Source organism: Mesorhizobium australicum, assembly GCF_900177325.1.
Taxonomy (GTDB): domain Bacteria; phylum Pseudomonadota; class Alphaproteobacteria; order Rhizobiales; family Rhizobiaceae; genus Mesorhizobium_A; species Mesorhizobium_A australicum_A.
This window is the reverse complement of the sequence record NZ_FXBL01000004.1, coordinates 1,137,463-1,154,391: the sequence shown is the minus strand read 5'-3', so window position 1 is coordinate 1,154,391 and position 16,929 is coordinate 1,137,463. Positions and strand designations below refer to the sequence as shown.

Here is a 16,929-nt window from a genome sequence, read left to right as displayed (position 1 = left end):
ACGCTCCACAAAAGAAACGCGACCGGGCAGGAAACACGCATGGCATCGAGGGACAGGAACGAGAGCGGGCCGCAGGTCTCCGCGCAGGAGGCGCTCGACTTCCACGCGACCGGACGGCCCGGCAAGCTGGAAATCTCGCCGACCAAGCCGATGGCAACGCAGCGGGATCTCTCGCTCGCCTATTCGCCCGGCGTCGCCGTTCCCGTGAAGGCGATCGCCGAGGACCCGTCCCGCGCCTACGACTACACCACGCGCGGCAACATGGTCGCCGTCATCTCCAACGGCACCGCGATCCTCGGCCTCGGCAATCTCGGCGCGCTTGCCTCCAAGCCCGTCATGGAAGGCAAGGCGGTGCTGTTCAAGCGCTTCGCCGACGTCGATTCCATCGATCTCGAGGTCGAGACCGAGGACGCCGACGAGTTCATCAACTGCGTCAAGCTGCTTGGCCCGTCCTTCGGCGGCATCAACCTGGAAGACATCAAGGCGCCGGAGTGCTTCATCATCGAGCAACGCCTGCGCGAGCTGATGAACATTCCGGTCTTCCACGACGACCAGCACGGCACGGCCATCATCGCCACCGCCGGCTTGATCAACGCGCTGGAGATCACCGGCCGCGACATGAAGACGGCCAAGCTCGTCTGCAACGGCGCGGGTGCGGCCGGCATCGCCTGCATCGAGCTGGTCAAGTCGCTCGGCTTCGCGCCGGAGAACGTCATTCTCTGCGACACCAAGGGCGTGGTCTACCAGGGCCGCACCGAGGGCATGAACCAGTGGAAGTCGGCGCATGCGGCGAAGACCGACGCGCGCTCGCTCGCCGACGCGCTCGATGGCGCCGACATCTTCTTCGGCCTCTCCGCCAAGGGCGCACTGACGCCGGCGATGGTGAAATCCATGGCCAAGAACCCGATCATCTTCGCCATGGCCAATCCGGACCCCGAGATCACGCCGGAGGAGGTCGCCGAGATCCGCACCGACGCCATCATGGCCACCGGCCGCTCGGACTATCCGAACCAGGTCAACAACGTGCTCGGCTTCCCCTACATCTTCCGCGGCGCGCTCGATGTCCGCGCGACCACCATCAACGAGCCGATGAAGATCGCCGCCGCGCGCGCACTCGCGGCGCTTGCCCGCGAGGACGTGCCCGACGACGTCGCGGCCGCATATCAGGGCAACCGGCCGAAGTTCGGCCCGAACTACATCATCCCCGTCCCCTTCGACCCGCGCCTGATCTCCGCCATCCCCGTCGCGGTCGCCCGCGCGGCGATCGACTCGGGCGTCGCCGGCCGGCCGATCCTCGACTTCGACCGCTACGCGCAGGAGCTGTCGGCCCGCCGCGACCCAATCGCGTCCACCCTGCAGCGCATCTACGACCGCGTGCGCCGCCAGCCCAAGCGCACCGTCTTTGCCGAGGGCGAGGAGGAGCAGGTGATGCGCGCCGCCGTCTCCTACGTGAATCAGAAGCTCGGCACCGCCATCCTTGTCGGCCGCGAGGAGGTCGTGCGCGAGAATGCGCGCAATGCCGGCGTCGACCTGAACAAGCAGGGCATCGAGGTCATCAATGCGCGGCTCTCGCGCCGCAACGCCATCTATGCCGACCATCTCTACGAGAAGATGCAGCGGAAGGGCTTCCTGCTGCGCGACTGCCAGCGGCTGATCAACAACGACCGCAACCATTTCGCCGCCTGCATGGTGGCGCTGGGCGACGCGGACGCGATGGTGACCGGCGTCACCCGCAACTATTCGACCGCGTTGGAAGACGTGCGCCGCGTCATCGACGCCAAGCCCGGCCACCGCGTCGTCGGCGTGTCGCTCGCGCTCTGCCGCGGCCGCACCGTCATCGTCGCCGACACCGCCGTGCACGACATGCCGAACGCCGAGGAGCTCGCCGACATCGCCGAGGAGACCGCCGGCTTCGCGCGCAGGATGGGTTATGAACCCCGCGTCGCCATGCTCGCCTACTCCACCTTCGGCCACCCCGCCGGCGAGCGCTCCGAGCGCGTGCAGGAGGCGGTGAAGATTCTCGACAAGCGCCGCGTCGACTTCGAATATGACGGCGAGATGGCCGCCGACGTCGCGCTCGACCATCGCCTGATGCAGCAGCGCTACCCCTTCTGCCGCCTCTCCGGCCCAGCCAACGTGCTCGTCATGCCCGCCTTCCACTCCGCCTCGATCTCGACCAAGATGCTGCAGGAACTCGGCGGCTGCACCGTCATCGGGCCGATGATCGTCGGCCTCAACAAGCCGGTGCAGATCGTCGGCCTGTCGGCGAAGGACTCTGACATCGTCAACATGGCCGCGATCGCGGCGTATAACGCAGGCGCGTGAGGACCCGGCAGCCCGCAAGGCTGCCGGCAGAGGGCTTTTTGGACGGGTCGGGCAACCAAGCCGGGCGAGGTCGATGACGGAACTGGTCGTTGAACGGAAAGCCGCACTCCTCGGCGAGATCTTCCGGGAGTTCCTCATCGTCGGCGCGGCGAGCTTCGGCGGCGGCGTCGTCGCCTATCAGAAGATCCTCCTCACCGAGAAGAAGCGCTGGTTCAGCCTTGACGAGTTCAAGGCCATGCTCGCCATCAGCCAGACGATGCCCGGGCTCAACGCCGTCAACATCGCGGTTCTGGCGGGCGACCGGCTGCGCGGCACGGTGGGCGCCTTCGTCGCCGCGGCCGCCCTGCTGCTGCCCGGCTGCCTTTTCGTCGTCGCCGTCGGCATGCTCTATCTCAGCAATCCCGACAGCGCCGTCGCCGGCTACTTCCTCGTCGGCGTGGCGGCGGCCGCCGTCGGCTTGCTGTCCTCGGTCACCGTCCGGCTGGCCGAGGGCCGCATCCTCGAGCTGAAATATCTCGCCATCGCGCTCCTCACCTTCGTGCTGATGAGCCTTGCCGGCCTCTCCCTGCCGCAGGTGCTGATGGTCGTGGCCCCCATCGCGATCTTCCTCAACCGCCCGGCGAAAGCGAAGCGGCCGGATGCTGATTAAGCTCGCTTTCACCTTCGTCCTGTTGTCCGTGTTCGCGGTGGGCGGCGGGACAGCCGTGCTGCACGAGATGCAGGACGTGCTTTCGGCGCAGTTCGGCATCGGCCCACAGGTCTTCATCAAGACCTACGGCATCGGCCAGCTTGCGCCGGGCCCCAACATGACGATGGTGGTGCTGCTCGGCGCCCAGATCGGCGGCGCGCTCGCCGCTGTCGTCGCGGGCCTCGCCTTCTTCGTCCCGTCCAGCGTGCTGTGCCTGTGGGTCGGCCGGGTCTGGAACCGGATCGGCGAGACGCCCTGGCGGCGCGCGGTGCAGAACGGCCTCGAACCGATCTCGATCGGCCTGATGTGCTCCGGCATCTATGCCGTGGCCAAGACCGCGCTGACCGGGCCGATCACCGTTGCGCTCGCGGTCCTGTCCTATCTCCTGATCGTCCGCACGAGGACCAGCCCCATCGCCGTTATCCTCGGCCTCGGCGCGGCGGGCGGCGCCCTGTCCTATCTCCTCCCCGCATGGCGGTGACCCTCGTGCGCCCCCTCTCGTCCACGTCTCCGGACGGCTTTTCGATCGCCGAGGCCTTCACGCTTTTGAGCCTGGCGGTGCCGAAGGCCGCCGGATCGCTGGCCGCCTGGTCGGATGCGGACTTCGCCCTGGCGGGGGCGCATCTGATGGACCTGTCGTTCCAGGACAGGATCGACAGCGACCTCGACACCGTCTTCGCCGTCCGGCCGAGCGATCCGCACGACGCCGCCCCGCCGCTCGCGCTGACCATCCTCGACCGCCTCGGCGGCAGGGCCCCGATGGCCGTGATGCTCAACGAGGTTGTCGGCCGCGTCGGCGAATTGCGGTCCGAGACGCTCGCCTCCCTCGCCGCCAAGGGCGCCGTTCACGTCCGCGCGCAGAATATCCTGTGGGACTTCGTCCAGTCGAAGATCGTCGGCCATGCCGCCGCCGAAGTCGACGGCATCCGCGACCCGCTGATGGCGCTGATCGAGACCGACGACCTGCCCGACCCGGAACAGGCCGCGCTGATCTCGCTGCTCCATGCCTGCGGCATGATCGGCGCCGTGTTCGAACGCGCCTATCCGGACAGGTGGCTGCCGGGCCACGACAGCCGCGTCGATGCGCTGCGCCGGATGGACCTGGTCGGGCGCGGCGTCGCCGACGCCCTCGTCGTCATGCGCCAGCGGCTCAGCACCTATCTGCTCGATGCCGGCGACGTCCCGAAGCCGGCGAAGCCCGCGAAGAAGAAATCGGCCGCCGCGCGCCCCGCTTATGTGCGCTCCAAAACGACATGGGAGTGGCGCGCCTTCTGGCCGGCCGACGATGCCGTCGACATCCCCCTCAGCTTCGGTCGCCTCAAGGACAAGGTCGCCCGCGCCGAGGAGAAGAACCGCGACGTCTACCTGTTCGTGCACGGCAAGCGGGACAACATCAAGTTCAGGGGCGAGGGCCTGAAGGTCAAGCCGATCATCGAGGCCTTCGACGAGTTCAGCGCCTTTGCGCCCAGCGAGAAGATCACCTTCCCCACCAGGGCCTCCGTCCTCGCCGCGATCTTCCCGCGCTTCAACGAGATCGAGGCGAAGCTCGCCAGCCGCGACGAGCTGCTGGCCGCCCTGTCCGCCACCGGCTACCGGCCGAGCGTGATCGAGGTCGTCAAGACGCGGCGCGACTATCAGGGCGTCTTCGGCGTCCATGTGGAGCTCGCCACCCTCTGGGTCGACCAGCGAAAATTCCACTCCATCAGCCTCGAAAGCCGCTACCTCACCGCCCTCCGCGTCCTCGCCCGCGGCATCCCCATCGGCAACGGCATCGTCGGCGGGTATGGGGCGTTTCTGGAGAGGGTGGCGTTGAACAGGATTGGGTGAGGGGGGTGGTGGGGCGGCTGCAGCGGCTGATCAGGGGGTTTCGCCGGTGCATTGTCCTGCGGGTAGACTCGACCGGGGTGCTGCAGAAACTCGGCGGCTGCACCGACATCGGCCCGATGATCAGCTCGACACACCGGTGCGGATCGTAGAGCTGCGAGCGAAAGGCAGCAACATCGTATGATTGACCGGCCACAAGTCGGGCCGCCCTTCAAGCTACCCCTCAATAAAGAGCACGTGTCGATAACGTTAGGATCAGTTCATCAGCGTCCTGGCGCGCTGCTCGATGCTTTAGGTCGCCCCCCAATGTCGAAAAACGCGAAGAGACCTTAGCTTCCTCTATCCGAAAATGGTCGGTGGCAAGAGCCTTCACATCGTCTCCACTGAGGCCATTAGATGCCTTTCCTGCTGGGAAAGTGATGATGACGTTGGCATGCTTCCGAGCCAAGATGGCAAGTAGGTCATCAAACGCTCGCCGAGAGGTAGTCAGCATAGAAAAGTCGGAGATAGGGCGTTCGCTCTTTTCAGGGTAACGCCCCGATCCTGAGACTTCGCCCACTTCGCCGCGGGCGACACTCTCTAGGACATGATAGAAGCGACTGTAATGTACCCCGGAATAAGGAGGATCCAGAAAGACAAGATCTCCGGGACGTGCCGCTTCAGCGAGTTCGTTGGCACTCATGCAGTAAGCTCTGCCTTTCTTCCCGGCCTTGCGAGGAGCGATATCGTCGATGCGTGTACGAACAATGGCTGGAAGGTCTCGTTGCCACGCTTCGATGAGGAAACGGCCTGCGGTGTCGTTGGGCTTGAAAGGCTGAGCAGTGTGTCCTGGCGAGGCAGCACAACGACTCGCAGCTTGAATAAGAGCAGCAAGCCCGACACTTTTTAGGTCTTCTGCTTCGGGCATGCTTGCGCGCAGCGCGTCGATCCATGCCGCCTGCCAAGGCGAAAAGTAATAGCCTCCATAAGCTTTGCTGACTGGGAATTTCGTACCAAAGTCGATGGAACGTGCATTCGATGCAGCCTCGGAGACTGGAATCTTGTCCAGTGAGGTCTGGAGTTCCTTGATATCCCTCCATTGCCTATGTGCCGAGACACGACCACGGGCGCGGCGCATCCAGCTCTCAACCCAGTCCCGGTCGGCAATCGGCTTTGTGCGTTCTATGACGGAGGCCGCGAGGATCGTCGAGTACGTCTGAAGATCGCTCGCGAGGACTTCTTTTCCGTGCTGTTCGGCTACATACCAAGCTACGGCTGCGGATCCCGTGAAGAGATCGAGGACGCGTTCGGCCTCAGCTAGCGAGCGCCCGAGCGCTTCGCCGAGCCCGTTGCCGAGCATCGCGCGTTTCGACCCCATGTATTTCACTGGAAGAGCCCCCACAAGGCGACTCGTTCTGTCTCACACATTCGCATGGCATTGCCTGCTAGTGTCGAAACCCACTCGTGTCGATAGTCGGTGGGTGCTGCAGCGCTCTCTTCGAGCGCAACATTTATATCTTCCCAGAGATCAGCAGTGGTTAGCGGCGGTAGACCCGGAGGCCACAGTCCGTGATGCACACCGAATTCCTGCCACCAGTTATTAAAATGATCTACCGGCTGAATACCTGCAGCGCGCAGGTTTGCTTCAGCCATGCCTGTCGCCAATTTGAGGAGAAGGCCTGCACGACACATCATGGCATAGGGTGGTGCAGGCAGCGAACGGCTTGCCAGCTGGACGAGAAATTCATGATCGATAGGATCGTCAATCCGTTTCAAGAAGTCGAACGAAACAACAGCCTTAGCACTTTCCTGCAATCGAGCATAGCTGTGTGAGTATTCGTAGAGCTCTGATCCATGGGATCGTGCCTCTCTTTCGAGGAGAATACGCAGCAAATGCCGCTCGAGTTCGACTCCATTTGGTCTACACGCGTTCCAGAACATCTTCAAGAATGCGAAGTCCTGCGCCGGCGTTGTTAGGATCGGGCCAAGTGCCGTTGGCTGATAGCTCGACCAGTTGCGCTGATCTCGGTCTGTTGTTCCCTGCTGGAGGTCGAACCCCCATTCGGCCATCAGTTCGCCCGCTGCAGTCGATGTCTCGCCGGGAAAAAACTCCCGGAAGGGATCAAGCAAGGATGCTCCTGCAATCTGTATTGGCTTGGCCAGCCACTCCAAACTCGTGGAACTTACCGACCATTCGGCGAGCGCGAGCCATGCCATGTCGTGGGTGGTCTGTGTAGACATGATATGGACCACACCTGAAGCATCAACAACGGCGTTTCGCCGATTGAAAACACCGATTCCCGAGCTTGCGAGGATCGAGAGCGCTGCCCGCAGTTCCGCATAGTAGGACAAATGGCGGGCGGCATGGGCCTGACCACTCAACAGGGATGAAAAGGCCCTGCCCAGATAACTCCAGCCATCAATTGCATGGAGCGGACCTCGGACAGCGATGATCTCAAGCATATCGGCGCCAGAGACAGCAGCAAAAGCAGCCTCTCCTTTAGGAGGAGCGCCATCCGGATAAGGGTGTGTGGCTGGGAGCCAAGGCGGGCAAGCCTGAGTGCGGAATCGGCTTAGAGCATTGATGACAACATTAGGATCGGCAAGCGCCAGAATCGCCTTGTCAGTAGCATTCAATTGGGCAGTCATGTCAGGGTAGCCGCTTCAGAGCTTCATTGGCGACTTCGGCAATCTCCTTGGGCCCCGCCGCAAGGTGTCTAAAAAGCTGCTCGCGCAGCGCCACATACCCACTGCTGCCACGGAACGCACGCTTAAGCATGCGTTGGTCATCACTCAGCCCCGGTGCATCGGCAGATCTCCAATCAAAACCTACAATCCCCGCCGCGAAATCCTTGATCCGCTCGAGGAGTTCCGAACCTTCCAGTTCTTCCAGCGCAACCGACACATCTTCAGGAGTGGTTGCTGTGCCTGCTACGATCCTGGTTTCAAATTCGAAGAGCTGCGGCTTGAGCTGGGCAAGTGAGAAGAAAACATCGTTGGCAACAGCTAGGACACCACGCACTCCTTGCTCCTGATTGAGCATTGTTCGGTTGCCGGTAAATGCACCAGTTGGATCATGGTCGAGTGTTTCTTGCCCATCTGGGCGAGTAAGCTGCTCAATCCAGTCATGTCTGGCCTGAAGAATCGCCTGTCGAATCGCGGCCCACAGCGCGATAAGGAAGGCTGCCTGCTGGGGGCGTGACCAGGGGAGCGGTCCTGTAACAGGCGTGATTTCAGCGGCGAAAAGACCTCTGGCCGACCGCCCACTACCGGTTGAGAGAAAGCTTGTGGTGATTGCCTGAACCCAGCCAGCTTGGGTGACGCCAGCACCGGGAGGGGCGGTTCTCGACGACTCGCCCAGCATGTTGATACGATTGTAGAATGGGCTTTCTGGCTGAGTGTAGAGGATTTCCGTCAGTTCCTGCGCTCTCGCTTGGCGATAGATGCGCAAGTCCGACAGAGTCTCAAGCCATTCAGCTGACCGCAACAACGGGAAAAGGTCAAAGGCATGGCTTGGATTGATGCGCTTAGGCGAGACATTGATCGACCAGAATAGATAAGCTTGCCAGCCCACATCAAGACCTGTGAAGGCGACGACAGGGAGTTCGAAGTCGCCTGGCAGGCTGCCGTCCTTCAACGCTTCATCGAAGGCCCATAGGCGATGTTGTCCGTCGATTACTTCGAAAGGCTCCAGATCCGATGGCATCCATCGCTCTAGACGGTCGAAATAGGGTAGCTTCAACTCGGCGCGATTTCCCTCATCATCGTTTATCGAGATAAGATCAGATTCAGCGACCTTTCGGCCACGACGCTCGTCGTTCGCTGTGAGAATGTTGACGACAATGGCGGTTGGCAGCCATCCAGGTTTGCGCATGTTGGCAGCGGTTGCATCGCGAGCCGCAACTGGAAGGCTGCTATAGGGGTGACCGAAGCGAACGAAGTCGCGAATTGCCGCTGACCGCTTGGGATCATGAAGACGCTGAAGACCTTCGCCGCCGTCATGATCGCGAGTTCGCCGATAGACACCGCTCAGAGCTCGCAACTGGACGGCTGGCATAGAGAAGAGCAGGATATGCTCGTCGGGCTTACGCCTGTGTTGCCTGGGGTCGAAGTCAAAATCATCCCATTCCGGGAGCCATTGCTTGAAACGTATTGCCTGAACTTTTCCCGCCATACAGAAATTCCCCAACTGCTATGGTATACTTTTAGCGCTAGCGAATTCAATTTGCCATCTGAAAGCTGCCAGTCCGTTACCGGCCCGAAGGTGACGCGGGCCGCATCATGTTATCAATGAATTCTGCGCACAAAAAAATCTATCCACCCCCCTCCCCACCTCCCGCACACTCCCCACGCCTCAACGAAAGGAGGGCGCGGTGATCGAGTGGGAAGCGGTGGTCGAGACGAACCGGGAGCGGCTGTGGCGGGTGCTGGAGGTGCTGATGACCATGGTCGGGCTCGCCCTTCCGGCGACCTCCGCCCGGGGCGCGGCGCAGGGCGCCGGGTTGCCGGAAGGCAGGGCCACCCTCCCCCGTCGCGCCTACCGCGCGGTGCTCAGGCTCCTGCTGCCCACCGAATCCGCCGTGCGGCGGCTGATCGTTGTGGCGGCGCGGGACGTGGTGGTGGAGGTCGGGCCGGGGCGGCCGCGGCTGGCGGCGCGGCGCAACTCGCTCTTCGTGCGCGCGGGCGCCGGCACCGGCGTCGTGCTGCCCTACGGCATGAGCGTCGCCGCCTTCCGCGGCGCAGCACCCCGCCCGCGTGCCTACGTCTTTCCGCTCCTCGATCCGTTGACGCGGCCCGGCCCGCCACGGCCGCGCGCCGCGCGCGACGTGCCGCGCATCCTCTCTCTCGCCCCCGGCGCGCCGCCGCCCGCGCCTGTGCGCCCGCTTTGCCGTCCGGGAGACCCGATCGATGCCCGCCGGCTCTTCCGCCGCATCGCGGCCCTGCGCGCGGCCCTCGACGACGTGCCGGGCCAGGCGCTGCGCTTCGCCCGCTGGCGGGCCCGCGCCGCGGCGGATGCGCGGGCCACCGCCCAGGCGCGCGTCAGGCAGGCCGCCGCTGCTGTGGCAGGGCCGGCCTTGCGCCACGTGCGCCAATGGCCGTTGCGCGCCGGGCGTCCGCCCGGGCAGATCAAGCCCGGACCGCGCCGCCTCGACATTCACTCGACGCTCGGCGACATGAACTATTTCGCCCGCGAGGCGCTGGCGCCGGACACATCCTGACCCGACGGCCGCATGTTTGCGCGGGTTTTTGCACGCGCATCGTTATATCCATTTGGATACAACCAAAGCTCAGGCCGAGGCTGCGCGCAGCGCCGGCTGCGCGGCGTCTGCGAGGCAGCCCATGTCGGCGAGGCTCGCCCGCACGGCAAGGTCCAGCGGCGTCGCCGGCTCGGGCCCGATCAGTTCGACGAGGCGGGCATTGTCCAGCCGCGAGGGGTGGCGCCAGTGGGGCGCGATCTCGGCCGCCTCGCGCGGCAGGCCGCCGAAGGGGGCCGCGAGCCGCATCAGCCACCACGGGAAGCGGTAGACCGGGAGCCGGCGGCCGGCGGCGCGGCGGATCGCCTCCACCATCCTGTCGCCGGTGTCGTCGTAGAGCCCCTCGAACTGCACCCGCTCGAAGGGCCGCAGGCGCGACGGCGCCTCGACCAGCCGGGCGAAGGTTTCGGCGAGGTCGGGAAGATAGGCCCAGCTGTGCCCCGGCCCTCTGGCCGGGTTGACGATGCGGCGCAGCGGCTTGCCCGGCGCCACCATCGCCTGCGCGAACCAGCTCGACCGCACCCCGGGGCCGAAGAAATCGCCCGCCCGCAGGATCAGCGACGGTACCTGGGGTGCTGCCTCCTCCAGCCGCCTTTCCATCGCCACGCGGATCGCGCCCTTGCGGCTCTTCGGCCGCTGCGGCGAATGCTCGCCGAGCAGCGGCGTCTCGGCCGGGTCGAAATTGTAGATCGTCCCCGGCAGCACCACGCGCGCGCCCACCGCCTTCGCCGCCGCGATCGTGTTGTCGATCATCGGCAGAACCAGCTTGTCCCAGTTGGCATAGTTCGGCGGGTTCACCGCGTGCACGATGATCTCCGCGCCCGTTGCCGCCCGCACCACATCGTCGCGCCGCATCGCGTCGCCCTCGATCCACTCGACCTTCGCCGGCCCCGCCCTGCCGGCGGCCTCCAGGTTGCGCGCCAGCCCGCGCACCCGCCAGCCATGCCTCACCAGCGCTGCGGCGATGCCGCCGCCGATCCCGCCCGTCGCGCCCAGCACCTGCGCCGTCCTCTGTCCGTCCATCACTCTGTTCCTCGGTTCATCACGATGGGTAGAAAGTGGGCTTTCGCTACATGAAAGAAAATTGCAAATTATCTAACATCTGCTAGTAATATTTTTATGAGCCTGCCGATCTCCTGGGACGACCAGCGCATCTTCCTCGCCGTGCTCGAGGAAGGCAGCCTGTCGGCCGCCGCGCGCCGGCTCGGCCTGTCGCACCCGACGGTGCGCAACCGGATCGAGGCGCTGGAGCGCGAGCTCGGCACGGTGCTCTTCACCCGCTCGGTGAACGGCCTGACGCCGACCGAGACCGCCGAAACGCTGCGCGATTCCGCCCGCGCGATGGCGATGGCGTCTGACCTGTTCGTGCGGCAGGCGTCCGCCCCGGGCGGCGAGGTCGCCGGCATCGTGCGCGTCAGCGTGCCGGAATTCATGGGCATCGAGGTCATCCCGGCGATGCTCGCCCGGCTGCGCATCGAGCATCCCGGCATCCGCATCGAGCTGTCGCTGTCCAACGCGCCGGCCGACCTGCTGGCGCAGGAGGTCGATGTCGCGGTGAGGACCGTGACGCCGAAGCAGGAGGCGCTGGTGGCGCGCAAGGTCGCCGCGATCCCGCTCGGCCTGTTCGCCTCGCACGCCTATATCGCGCGGCGCGGCGCGCCCGCCGACGTGTCGGAGATCGCGGACCACGACATCATCGGCCCCGACCGCAACCGGGCCGACCTCGCCATCGCGGCGATCCTGGCCGAACGGCTCGGCGGCACGCTCTCGCGCGACCGCTTCGTGCTGCGCACCGACAGCCACCCGGCGCAGATCGCCGCCACCCGCGCCGGCGTCGGCATCGGCATCGCCCAGATCCCCGTCGGCGAGAGCGACCCGAACCTCGTGCGCATCCTGCCGGAGGTCGAGGTGACGGTGATCGAGACCTGGATCGTGACGCACGAAAACCTCGCCCGCGTGCCGCGCGTCCGCGCCGTGTTCGATTCGCTGGTCGATTCGTTCCTGTCGCGGGGGTTGCGCGGCTAGGGCTCTCCGGCAGACGGGCGAGACTGTCCGCGCTGTCCCTCCATACTCCGCCACGTGGCCCAATATCTTGGTCCAGTCCTGACGCATTGTCCGCGCCGCGCGGGGGCGCAGGGACGAGGTGTAAAATGGACAGGACGGCGATCGCGTGGATCAACGGGCTGATCGGCGTCGTGATCTTCTCGGGCTCGCTGCCGGCCACCCGCGTCGCCGTCATGCAGTTCGACCCGCTGTTCCTGACGGTCGCGCGCGCGGCGATTGCCGGCGTTCTCGCGCTCGGCCTGCTCGTCGCCTTCCGGGAAAGACGGCCGGCGCGGCGCGACATCGTCTCGCTGCTGGTCGTGGCGCTCGGCGTCGTCGTCGGCTTCCCGCTGCTGACGGCGCTGGCGCTGCAGCACATCACTTCGGCGCGCTCCATCGTCTTCATCGGCCTCCTGCCGCTGGCGACCGCCATCTTCGGCGTGCTGCGCGGCGGCGAGCGGCCCAAGCCCGCCTTTTGGGTGTTCTCCATCCTCGGCAGCGTGCTGGTCGCCGGCTTCGCGCTGTCGCAAGGCGTGGCCGCCTCACCGGTCGGCGACGCGCTGATGCTGGCGGCGGTGGTCGTCTGCGGGCTGGGCTATGCCGAGGGCGCGCGGCTGTCGCGAACGCTGGGCGGGTGGCAGGTCATCTCGTGGGCGCTGGTCCTGTCCCTGCCGGTCATGGCGGTGCTTGCCGCGCTCACCATGCCTGCGAGCCTTGCCGGCATCGGGGCGCCGGCCTGGATCGGGCTTGCCTATGTCTCGCTGTTCTCGATGCTGATCGGCTTCATCTTCTGGTATCGCGGCCTCGCCCAGGGCGGCATCGCCGCGGTCGGGCAGCTGCAGCTGTTGCAGCCCTTCTTCGGCCTGGCGCTCGCCGCCACGCTGCTTGGCGAAAGCGTGACGCCGGCGATGCTCGCCGTTACGGTCGCCGTCATCGCCTGCGTCGCCGGCGCGCGCAGATTCGCACGATAGGAGCCCCGCCATGTATGTGCCTCCGGCCTTCCGCGAAGACGATCCCGCCGAACTCGCGCGCATCATCCGCGCCACGCGCCTGTCGACGCTGGTGACGGCGACATCGGAGGGGCTCGTCGCGACGCCCCTGCCGCTGTTTCTCGAGGAGGGCGGCGATGGGCAGTTTGTGCTGCACGGCCATCTCGCCAAGGCCAATCCGCAGTGGAAGCTGCCGGCGCTCGGCGAGGCGATGGTCATCTTCTCCGGGCCGGACGCCTATGTCACGCCGTCCTGGTACGAGACCAAGCGCGAGCATGGCAAGGTGGTGCCCACCTGGAACTATGTCGCCGTGCATGCCTACGGGCCGGCGGAGTTTTACGAGGACGATGCGCGCCTGCTCGACGTGGTGCGCCGCCTGACCGACCTGCACGAGGGCGGCCGCGCGGCACCCTGGGCGGTCGCAGATGCGCCGGAGCCGTTCGTCAGGGCGCAGCTCAAGGGCATCGTCGGCTTGCGGCTGCCGATCACCCGGCTCGAAGGCAAGCGCAAGATGAGCCAGAACCGCAGCGCGGCGGACCGCGAAGGCGTCGCCGCCGGCCTGCTCGCCAGCGACCGCGCATCCGATCGCGAGGCCGGCGCGCTGGTTCCGCGCGAGGTATAGCGCCCCCACCGTCACATGCCTGTCATATGGCGCTTGTAGTGGCTCATATATCCGGATACTTGGATATATGGACAAAAAATCATCCCTCGCCGCCCTTGCCGCCCTCGGTCAGGAAACCCGGCTCGACATTTTCCGCCTGCTGGTGCGCGCAGGCGCCGATGGCGTGCCGGCCGGCGAGATCGCGGGACGGCTCGGCGCGGTGCAGAACACGGTCTCGGCCCATCTCAAGGTCCTCGCGCAGGCAGGGCTGATCAGCCCCGGGCGCGACGGACGGACGGTGCGCTATGCGGCCGACATGACCGGCTTCCGCGACCTGCTTGCATACCTGATGGAAGACTGCTGCGAGGGCCGGCCGGAACTCTGCCGCCCGGTGATCGACGCCGTCACGTGCCGCTGCTGAGAGGTTTTGGCCCGCGCAGCCGGGCCGGGAGGACAAGAAGATGAGCGACCAGATCTACAACGTACTGTTCCTGTGCACCGGCAATTCGGCCCGGTCGATCCTTGCCGAGGCGATCTTGAGCCGGGTCGGCCAGGGCCGTTTCCGCGCTTTCTCCGCCGGCTCGCAGCCGAAGGGCGTGGTGCACCCCTATGCACTGCAACTGCTGAAGAGCCTCAACCACGACACATCCTTTGCCCGCTCCAAAAGCTGGGAGGAGTTCGCCGTGCCGGATGCGCCGGTGATGGATTTCGTTTTCACCGTCTGCGACAACGCCGCCAACGAGGCCTGCCCGGTGTGGCCGGGCCAGCCGATGACGGCGCATTGGGGCGTGCCGGACCCGGCCGCCGTCGAGGGCACCGAGGCAGAAAAGCACCTCGCTTTCGCCGACGCTTACCGCATGCTCAACAACCGCATCTCGCTCTTCGTCTCCCTGCCGCTGAAATCGCTCGACAGGCTGACGCTGCAGGGTCGCCTCCGCGAGATCGGCCGCGACCTGCCGAAGGCAGGTTGAAGATGGCGCCCGACCTGTTGCGCCGGCTTGCCGCCGAAGCGCTTGGAACCGGCTTCCTCGTCGCGACCGTCGTCGGTTCCGGCATCATGGCCGACCGGCTGACCGACGACGTGGCGCTTGCGCTTCTTTGCAACACGCTGCCGACGGGCGCGATCCTCGTGGTGCTGATCACGCTGCTGGGGCCGCTGTCGGGAGCGCATCTCAATCCGGCCGTGACGCTGGTCTTCGCGCTGCGCCGCGAGATCGACGGGGGCGCGGCTGCGGCCTATGCTGTGGCGCAGGTCGTCGGCGGCATTGCCGGCACGCTCGCCGCGCACGCCATGTTCGACCTGCCGCTTCTCCAGGCGTCGGCCACGCTGCGCACCGGTGCGCCGCAATGGCTGGCGGAGGGCATCGCCGCCTTCGGCCTGGTGTTCACCATCCTCGCCGGCCTGCGCTTCCGCTCCGACGCGATCCCCTGGCTGGTCGGGCTCTACATCACCGCGGCCTACTGGTTCACTGCGTCGACATCCTTCGCCAATCCGGCCGTCGCCATCGCACGCGCCTTCACCGACACCTTCGCCGGCATCCGTCCCGCTGACCTGCCGGGCTTCATCGTCGCGGAATTCGCCGGCGCTCTGCTCGCCATGATCCTGGCCGCATGGATGCTGGCCGAGCCCCGGAAAACCCTCGAGACGAGACCCGCCGAATGACCATCACCATCTACCACAATCCCGACTGCGGCACCTCGCGCAACACACTGGCGATGATCCGCCAGTCCGGCGACGAACCGGTGGTCGTCGAATATCTGAAGACGCCGCCGTCGCGAGAGCGGCTGGTGGACCTGATCGGCGCGATGGGCATCACGCCCCGCGCGCTGTTGCGCGAAAAGGGCACGCCTTATGCGGATCTCGGCCTGGCCGACCCGAAATGGAGCGACGCCGAACTGATCGACCTGATGCTGGCGCATCCGATCCTGATCAACCGGCCGATCGTCGAGACCCCGCTCGGCACGAAGCTGTGCCGACCTTCCGAAGCCGTCCTAGACATCCTCCCGAATCCGGACATCGGCCCATTCGTGAAGGAAGACGGCGAGGTGGTGATCGACGCCGGCGGACGAAGGGTATCGTAGGAAAACGTCTCAGGTGGCTTCCCGCCGAACGCGGAAGGAAGCGAGCCCGACGTGTGACGAAGCCTTACTTCTCAGCCGAACCCATATCGACAAAGAGCAGTGTCGCGGTGAAAAACGCAAAAGCGGCAAGAACGCCGGCAACGACGATCACGGTATCAGCAGGCATCTCATCCTCCATCTGTTGATGGAAGACACCTAACCCGTCGGCGGAATGGCGCCTTGACCGAGATCAACCGAAATCCGGAACGTTCGGCTCACGCCGCGAAACGGGTCGCCTCGGCACCGTAATAGTTGATGTAACGCTCGGAGATCCGTTCCACCGGCAGGATGACGAAGACGTCCGTTGTGCCGAAGTCACGGTCGACCACGCAGCCTTCGCCAAAGCGGGCGCCGAGCCTCAGATAGCCCTTGATCAGCGGCGGCATGGCAAGCAGCGCGGCCTTCTGGTTCACTGCCTCGACCGGCATCAGGTCCATCGTATGGAAGCGTGCCGAAACCGCGCGCGTGTGCCAGTCCGCATCCGCCGCGCAATGATGCGCCAGGAACGACAGCGCCTCGGCATGCGCAGCCGGAATGACGCCCGGGAAGGAGGCGCAACCGGTCATGACGTCGACGCCGTGACGCCGCGCATAGGCCCAGATGCCCTGCCAGAGCAGCTCCACCGTGCGCTTGGTGCGGTACTCGGGCAGCACGCAGGAGCGCCCGAGCTCAAGGAAACGGCGGCCGGGATGGCGAGCCACCAGCACGTCCATCTCGAACTCGTCCGAGGAATAGAACCCGCCCGCGACCGAGGCAGCCTCCTGGCGCAGCAGCCGGTAGGTGCCGACGATCTGGCGGTGGTCCGGCCCGCTGATGGCGGTGTCGAAGACGACGAGATGGTCGCAGATCGCGTCGAAACGGTCCGCATCGAGCGCTTCGAGCTCGTGGACATAGTCGCGCTTGGCCCCCAGTTCGTCGTAGAAGACCCGGAAGCGCACCTCCTGCGCGGCCGCGATCTCCGAGGAGTTGCGGGCAAGCCGAACCTCGAGCGGACCGATCCGTCCGAGAAGTGCCCCAGCAGGAATAACGGCCTCGGCCGCCGGCCTTGCCGGGGAAAGCGGGAAAGTGGTGCGCGCGCGCTCCAGCGTCGTGTGCATCGCCTAT

At 65.6% G+C, this 16,929-nt stretch carries 17 protein-coding genes; 12 read left to right on the top strand and 5 right to left on the bottom strand.

The genetic code is table 11. From position 1 onward, the window contains the following. The first annotated feature begins 39 nt into the window (after nt 1-39). The 4 genes from B9Z03_RS08030 to B9Z03_RS08015 all read left to right on the top strand — a co-directional run bounded on the left by B9Z03_RS08030 (nt 40) and on the right by B9Z03_RS08015 (nt 4,840). Entirely contained in the window at nt 40-2,325 is a 2,286-nt protein-coding gene (locus tag B9Z03_RS08030) for an NADP-dependent malic enzyme (RefSeq protein WP_085463734.1), read from the top strand. Nucleotides 2,326-2,398: 73 nt separating this feature from the next. Beyond that, nucleotides 2,399-2,974 carry a chromate transporter gene (locus tag B9Z03_RS08025; RefSeq protein WP_085463733.1) on the top strand — a complete coding sequence of 192 codons (576 nt, stop codon included), beginning with the start codon at nt 2,399-2,401 and terminating at the stop codon, nt 2,972-2,974. Continuing rightward, on the top strand, nt 2,964-3,494 hold the full coding sequence (locus B9Z03_RS08020) for a chromate transporter (RefSeq protein WP_085463732.1): 531 nt from the start codon (nt 2,964-2,966) through the stop codon (nt 3,492-3,494). Before B9Z03_RS08025 ends, B9Z03_RS08020 begins: the two co-directional genes overlap by 11 nt. A gap of 5 nt (nt 3,495-3,499) precedes the next feature. Continuing rightward, the gene (locus B9Z03_RS08015; RefSeq protein WP_176247467.1) at nt 3,500-4,840 is read left to right on the top strand and encodes a GOLPH3/VPS74 family protein; all 1,341 of its coding nucleotides are present in this window, start codon (nt 3,500-3,502) and stop codon (nt 4,838-4,840) included. Nucleotides 4,841-5,060: 220 nt separating this feature from the next. Here B9Z03_RS08015 and B9Z03_RS08010 read toward each other — a convergent pair whose 3' ends face one another. The 3 genes from B9Z03_RS08010 to B9Z03_RS08000 are packed head-to-tail and all read right to left on the bottom strand — an operon-like array spanning nt 5,061 to nt 8,990. Then, on the bottom strand, nt 5,061-6,194 hold the full coding sequence (locus tag B9Z03_RS08010) for a DNA adenine methylase (protein WP_085463730.1): 1,134 nt from the start codon (nt 6,192-6,194) through the stop codon (nt 5,061-5,063). Nucleotides 6,195-6,199: 5 nt separating this feature from the next. Continuing rightward, the gene (locus B9Z03_RS29325; protein ID WP_139832200.1) at nt 6,200-7,465 is read right to left on the bottom strand and encodes a hypothetical protein; all 1,266 of its coding nucleotides are present in this window, start codon (nt 7,463-7,465) and stop codon (nt 6,200-6,202) included. Between the two features lies 1 nt (nt 7,466). Then, on the bottom strand, nt 7,467-8,990 hold the full coding sequence (locus B9Z03_RS08000) for a DGQHR domain-containing protein (protein ID WP_085463728.1): 1,524 nt from the start codon (nt 8,988-8,990) through the stop codon (nt 7,467-7,469). Between the two features lie 199 nt (nt 8,991-9,189). Between B9Z03_RS08000 and B9Z03_RS29780 the strand changes: the two genes are divergently transcribed. Further along, nucleotides 9,190-10,035: a hypothetical protein gene (locus B9Z03_RS29780; protein ID WP_176247465.1), complete on the top strand. Its 846-nt coding sequence runs from the start codon at nt 9,190-9,192 to the stop codon at nt 10,033-10,035. Nucleotides 10,036-10,104: 69 nt separating this feature from the next. Here the strand turns inward: B9Z03_RS29780 and B9Z03_RS07990 are convergent, their stop codons facing one another. Further along, complete coding sequence (locus tag B9Z03_RS07990) at nt 10,105-11,094, bottom strand: NAD(P)H-binding protein (RefSeq protein WP_085463727.1); 990 nt, start codon at nt 11,092-11,094, stop codon at nt 10,105-10,107. 96 nt (nt 11,095-11,190) lie between these two features. Between B9Z03_RS07990 and B9Z03_RS07985 the strand changes: the two genes are divergently transcribed. The 7 genes from B9Z03_RS07985 (at nt 11,191) to arsC (ending at nt 15,786) form a co-directional block, all read left to right on the top strand. Beyond that, nucleotides 11,191-12,096, top strand: a complete 906-nt coding sequence (locus B9Z03_RS07985; RefSeq protein WP_085463726.1) for a LysR family transcriptional regulator — start codon at nt 11,191-11,193, stop codon at nt 12,094-12,096. Nucleotides 12,097-12,221: 125 nt separating this feature from the next. Continuing rightward, on the top strand, nt 12,222-13,085 hold the full coding sequence (locus B9Z03_RS07980; RefSeq protein ID WP_085463725.1) for a DMT family transporter: 864 nt from the start codon (nt 12,222-12,224) through the stop codon (nt 13,083-13,085). 10 nt (nt 13,086-13,095) lie between these two features. Beyond that, nucleotides 13,096-13,725: an FMN-binding negative transcriptional regulator gene (locus B9Z03_RS07975; protein ID WP_085463724.1), complete on the top strand. Its 630-nt coding sequence runs from the start codon at nt 13,096-13,098 to the stop codon at nt 13,723-13,725. A gap of 67 nt (nt 13,726-13,792) precedes the next feature. Beyond that, nucleotides 13,793-14,125, top strand: a complete 333-nt coding sequence (locus B9Z03_RS07970) for an ArsR/SmtB family transcription factor (protein ID WP_085463723.1) — start codon at nt 13,793-13,795, stop codon at nt 14,123-14,125. Nucleotides 14,126-14,165: 40 nt separating this feature from the next. Next, on the top strand, nt 14,166-14,675 hold the full coding sequence (locus tag B9Z03_RS07965) for an arsenate reductase ArsC (RefSeq protein WP_085463722.1): 510 nt from the start codon (nt 14,166-14,168) through the stop codon (nt 14,673-14,675). A 2-nt stretch (nt 14,676-14,677) separates the two neighbouring features. After that, entirely contained in the window at nt 14,678-15,367 is a 690-nt protein-coding gene (locus tag B9Z03_RS07960; RefSeq protein WP_085463721.1) for an aquaporin, read from the top strand. Beyond that, nucleotides 15,364-15,786 carry an arsenate reductase (glutaredoxin) gene (gene arsC, locus B9Z03_RS07955; protein WP_085463720.1) on the top strand — a complete coding sequence of 141 codons (423 nt, stop codon included), beginning with the start codon at nt 15,364-15,366 and terminating at the stop codon, nt 15,784-15,786. The genes B9Z03_RS07960 and arsC overlap by 4 nt, the downstream gene beginning before the upstream one ends. Nucleotides 15,787-16,040: 254 nt before the next feature. Here arsC and B9Z03_RS07950 read toward each other — a convergent pair whose 3' ends face one another. Next, nucleotides 16,041-16,922: a l-ornithine N(alpha)-acyltransferase gene (locus B9Z03_RS07950; protein ID WP_085463719.1), complete on the bottom strand. Its 882-nt coding sequence runs from the start codon at nt 16,920-16,922 to the stop codon at nt 16,041-16,043. Nucleotides 16,923-16,929 lie beyond the last annotated feature (7 nt).

Bases quoted from the DNA above. Each gene is read 5' to 3' on its own strand.
- B9Z03_RS07990 (WP_085463727.1), bottom strand. From the start codon at position 11,094: ATGGACGGACAGAGGACGGCGCAGGTGCTGGGCGCGACGGGCGGGATC.
- B9Z03_RS07965 (WP_085463722.1), top strand. From the start codon at position 14,166: ATGAGCGACCAGATCTACAACGTACTGTTCCTGTGCACCGGCAATTCG.
- B9Z03_RS07970 (WP_085463723.1), top strand. From the start codon at position 13,793: ATGGACAAAAAATCATCCCTCGCCGCCCTTGCCGCCCTCGGTCAGGAA.
- B9Z03_RS07975 (WP_085463724.1), top strand. From the start codon at position 13,096: ATGTATGTGCCTCCGGCCTTCCGCGAAGACGATCCCGCCGAACTCGCG.
- B9Z03_RS29325 (WP_139832200.1), bottom strand. From the start codon at position 7,465: ATGACTGCCCAATTGAATGCTACTGACAAGGCGATTCTGGCGCTTGCC.
- B9Z03_RS08020 (WP_085463732.1), top strand. From the start codon at position 2,964: ATGCTGATTAAGCTCGCTTTCACCTTCGTCCTGTTGTCCGTGTTCGCG.
- B9Z03_RS08000 (WP_085463728.1), bottom strand. From the start codon at position 8,990: ATGGCGGGAAAAGTTCAGGCAATACGTTTCAAGCAATGGCTCCCGGAA.
- B9Z03_RS07950 (WP_085463719.1), bottom strand. From the start codon at position 16,922: ATGCACACGACGCTGGAGCGCGCGCGCACCACTTTCCCGCTTTCCCCG.
- B9Z03_RS07985 (WP_085463726.1), top strand. From the start codon at position 11,191: ATGAGCCTGCCGATCTCCTGGGACGACCAGCGCATCTTCCTCGCCGTG.
- B9Z03_RS07960 (WP_085463721.1), top strand. From the start codon at position 14,678: ATGGCGCCCGACCTGTTGCGCCGGCTTGCCGCCGAAGCGCTTGGAACC.
- arsC (WP_085463720.1), top strand. From the start codon at position 15,364: ATGACCATCACCATCTACCACAATCCCGACTGCGGCACCTCGCGCAAC.
- B9Z03_RS08030 (WP_085463734.1), top strand. From the start codon at position 40: ATGGCATCGAGGGACAGGAACGAGAGCGGGCCGCAGGTCTCCGCGCAG.
- B9Z03_RS08010 (WP_085463730.1), bottom strand. From the start codon at position 6,194: ATGGGGTCGAAACGCGCGATGCTCGGCAACGGGCTCGGCGAAGCGCTC.
- B9Z03_RS07980 (WP_085463725.1), top strand. From the start codon at position 12,222: ATGGACAGGACGGCGATCGCGTGGATCAACGGGCTGATCGGCGTCGTG.
- B9Z03_RS08025 (WP_085463733.1), top strand. From the start codon at position 2,399: ATGACGGAACTGGTCGTTGAACGGAAAGCCGCACTCCTCGGCGAGATC.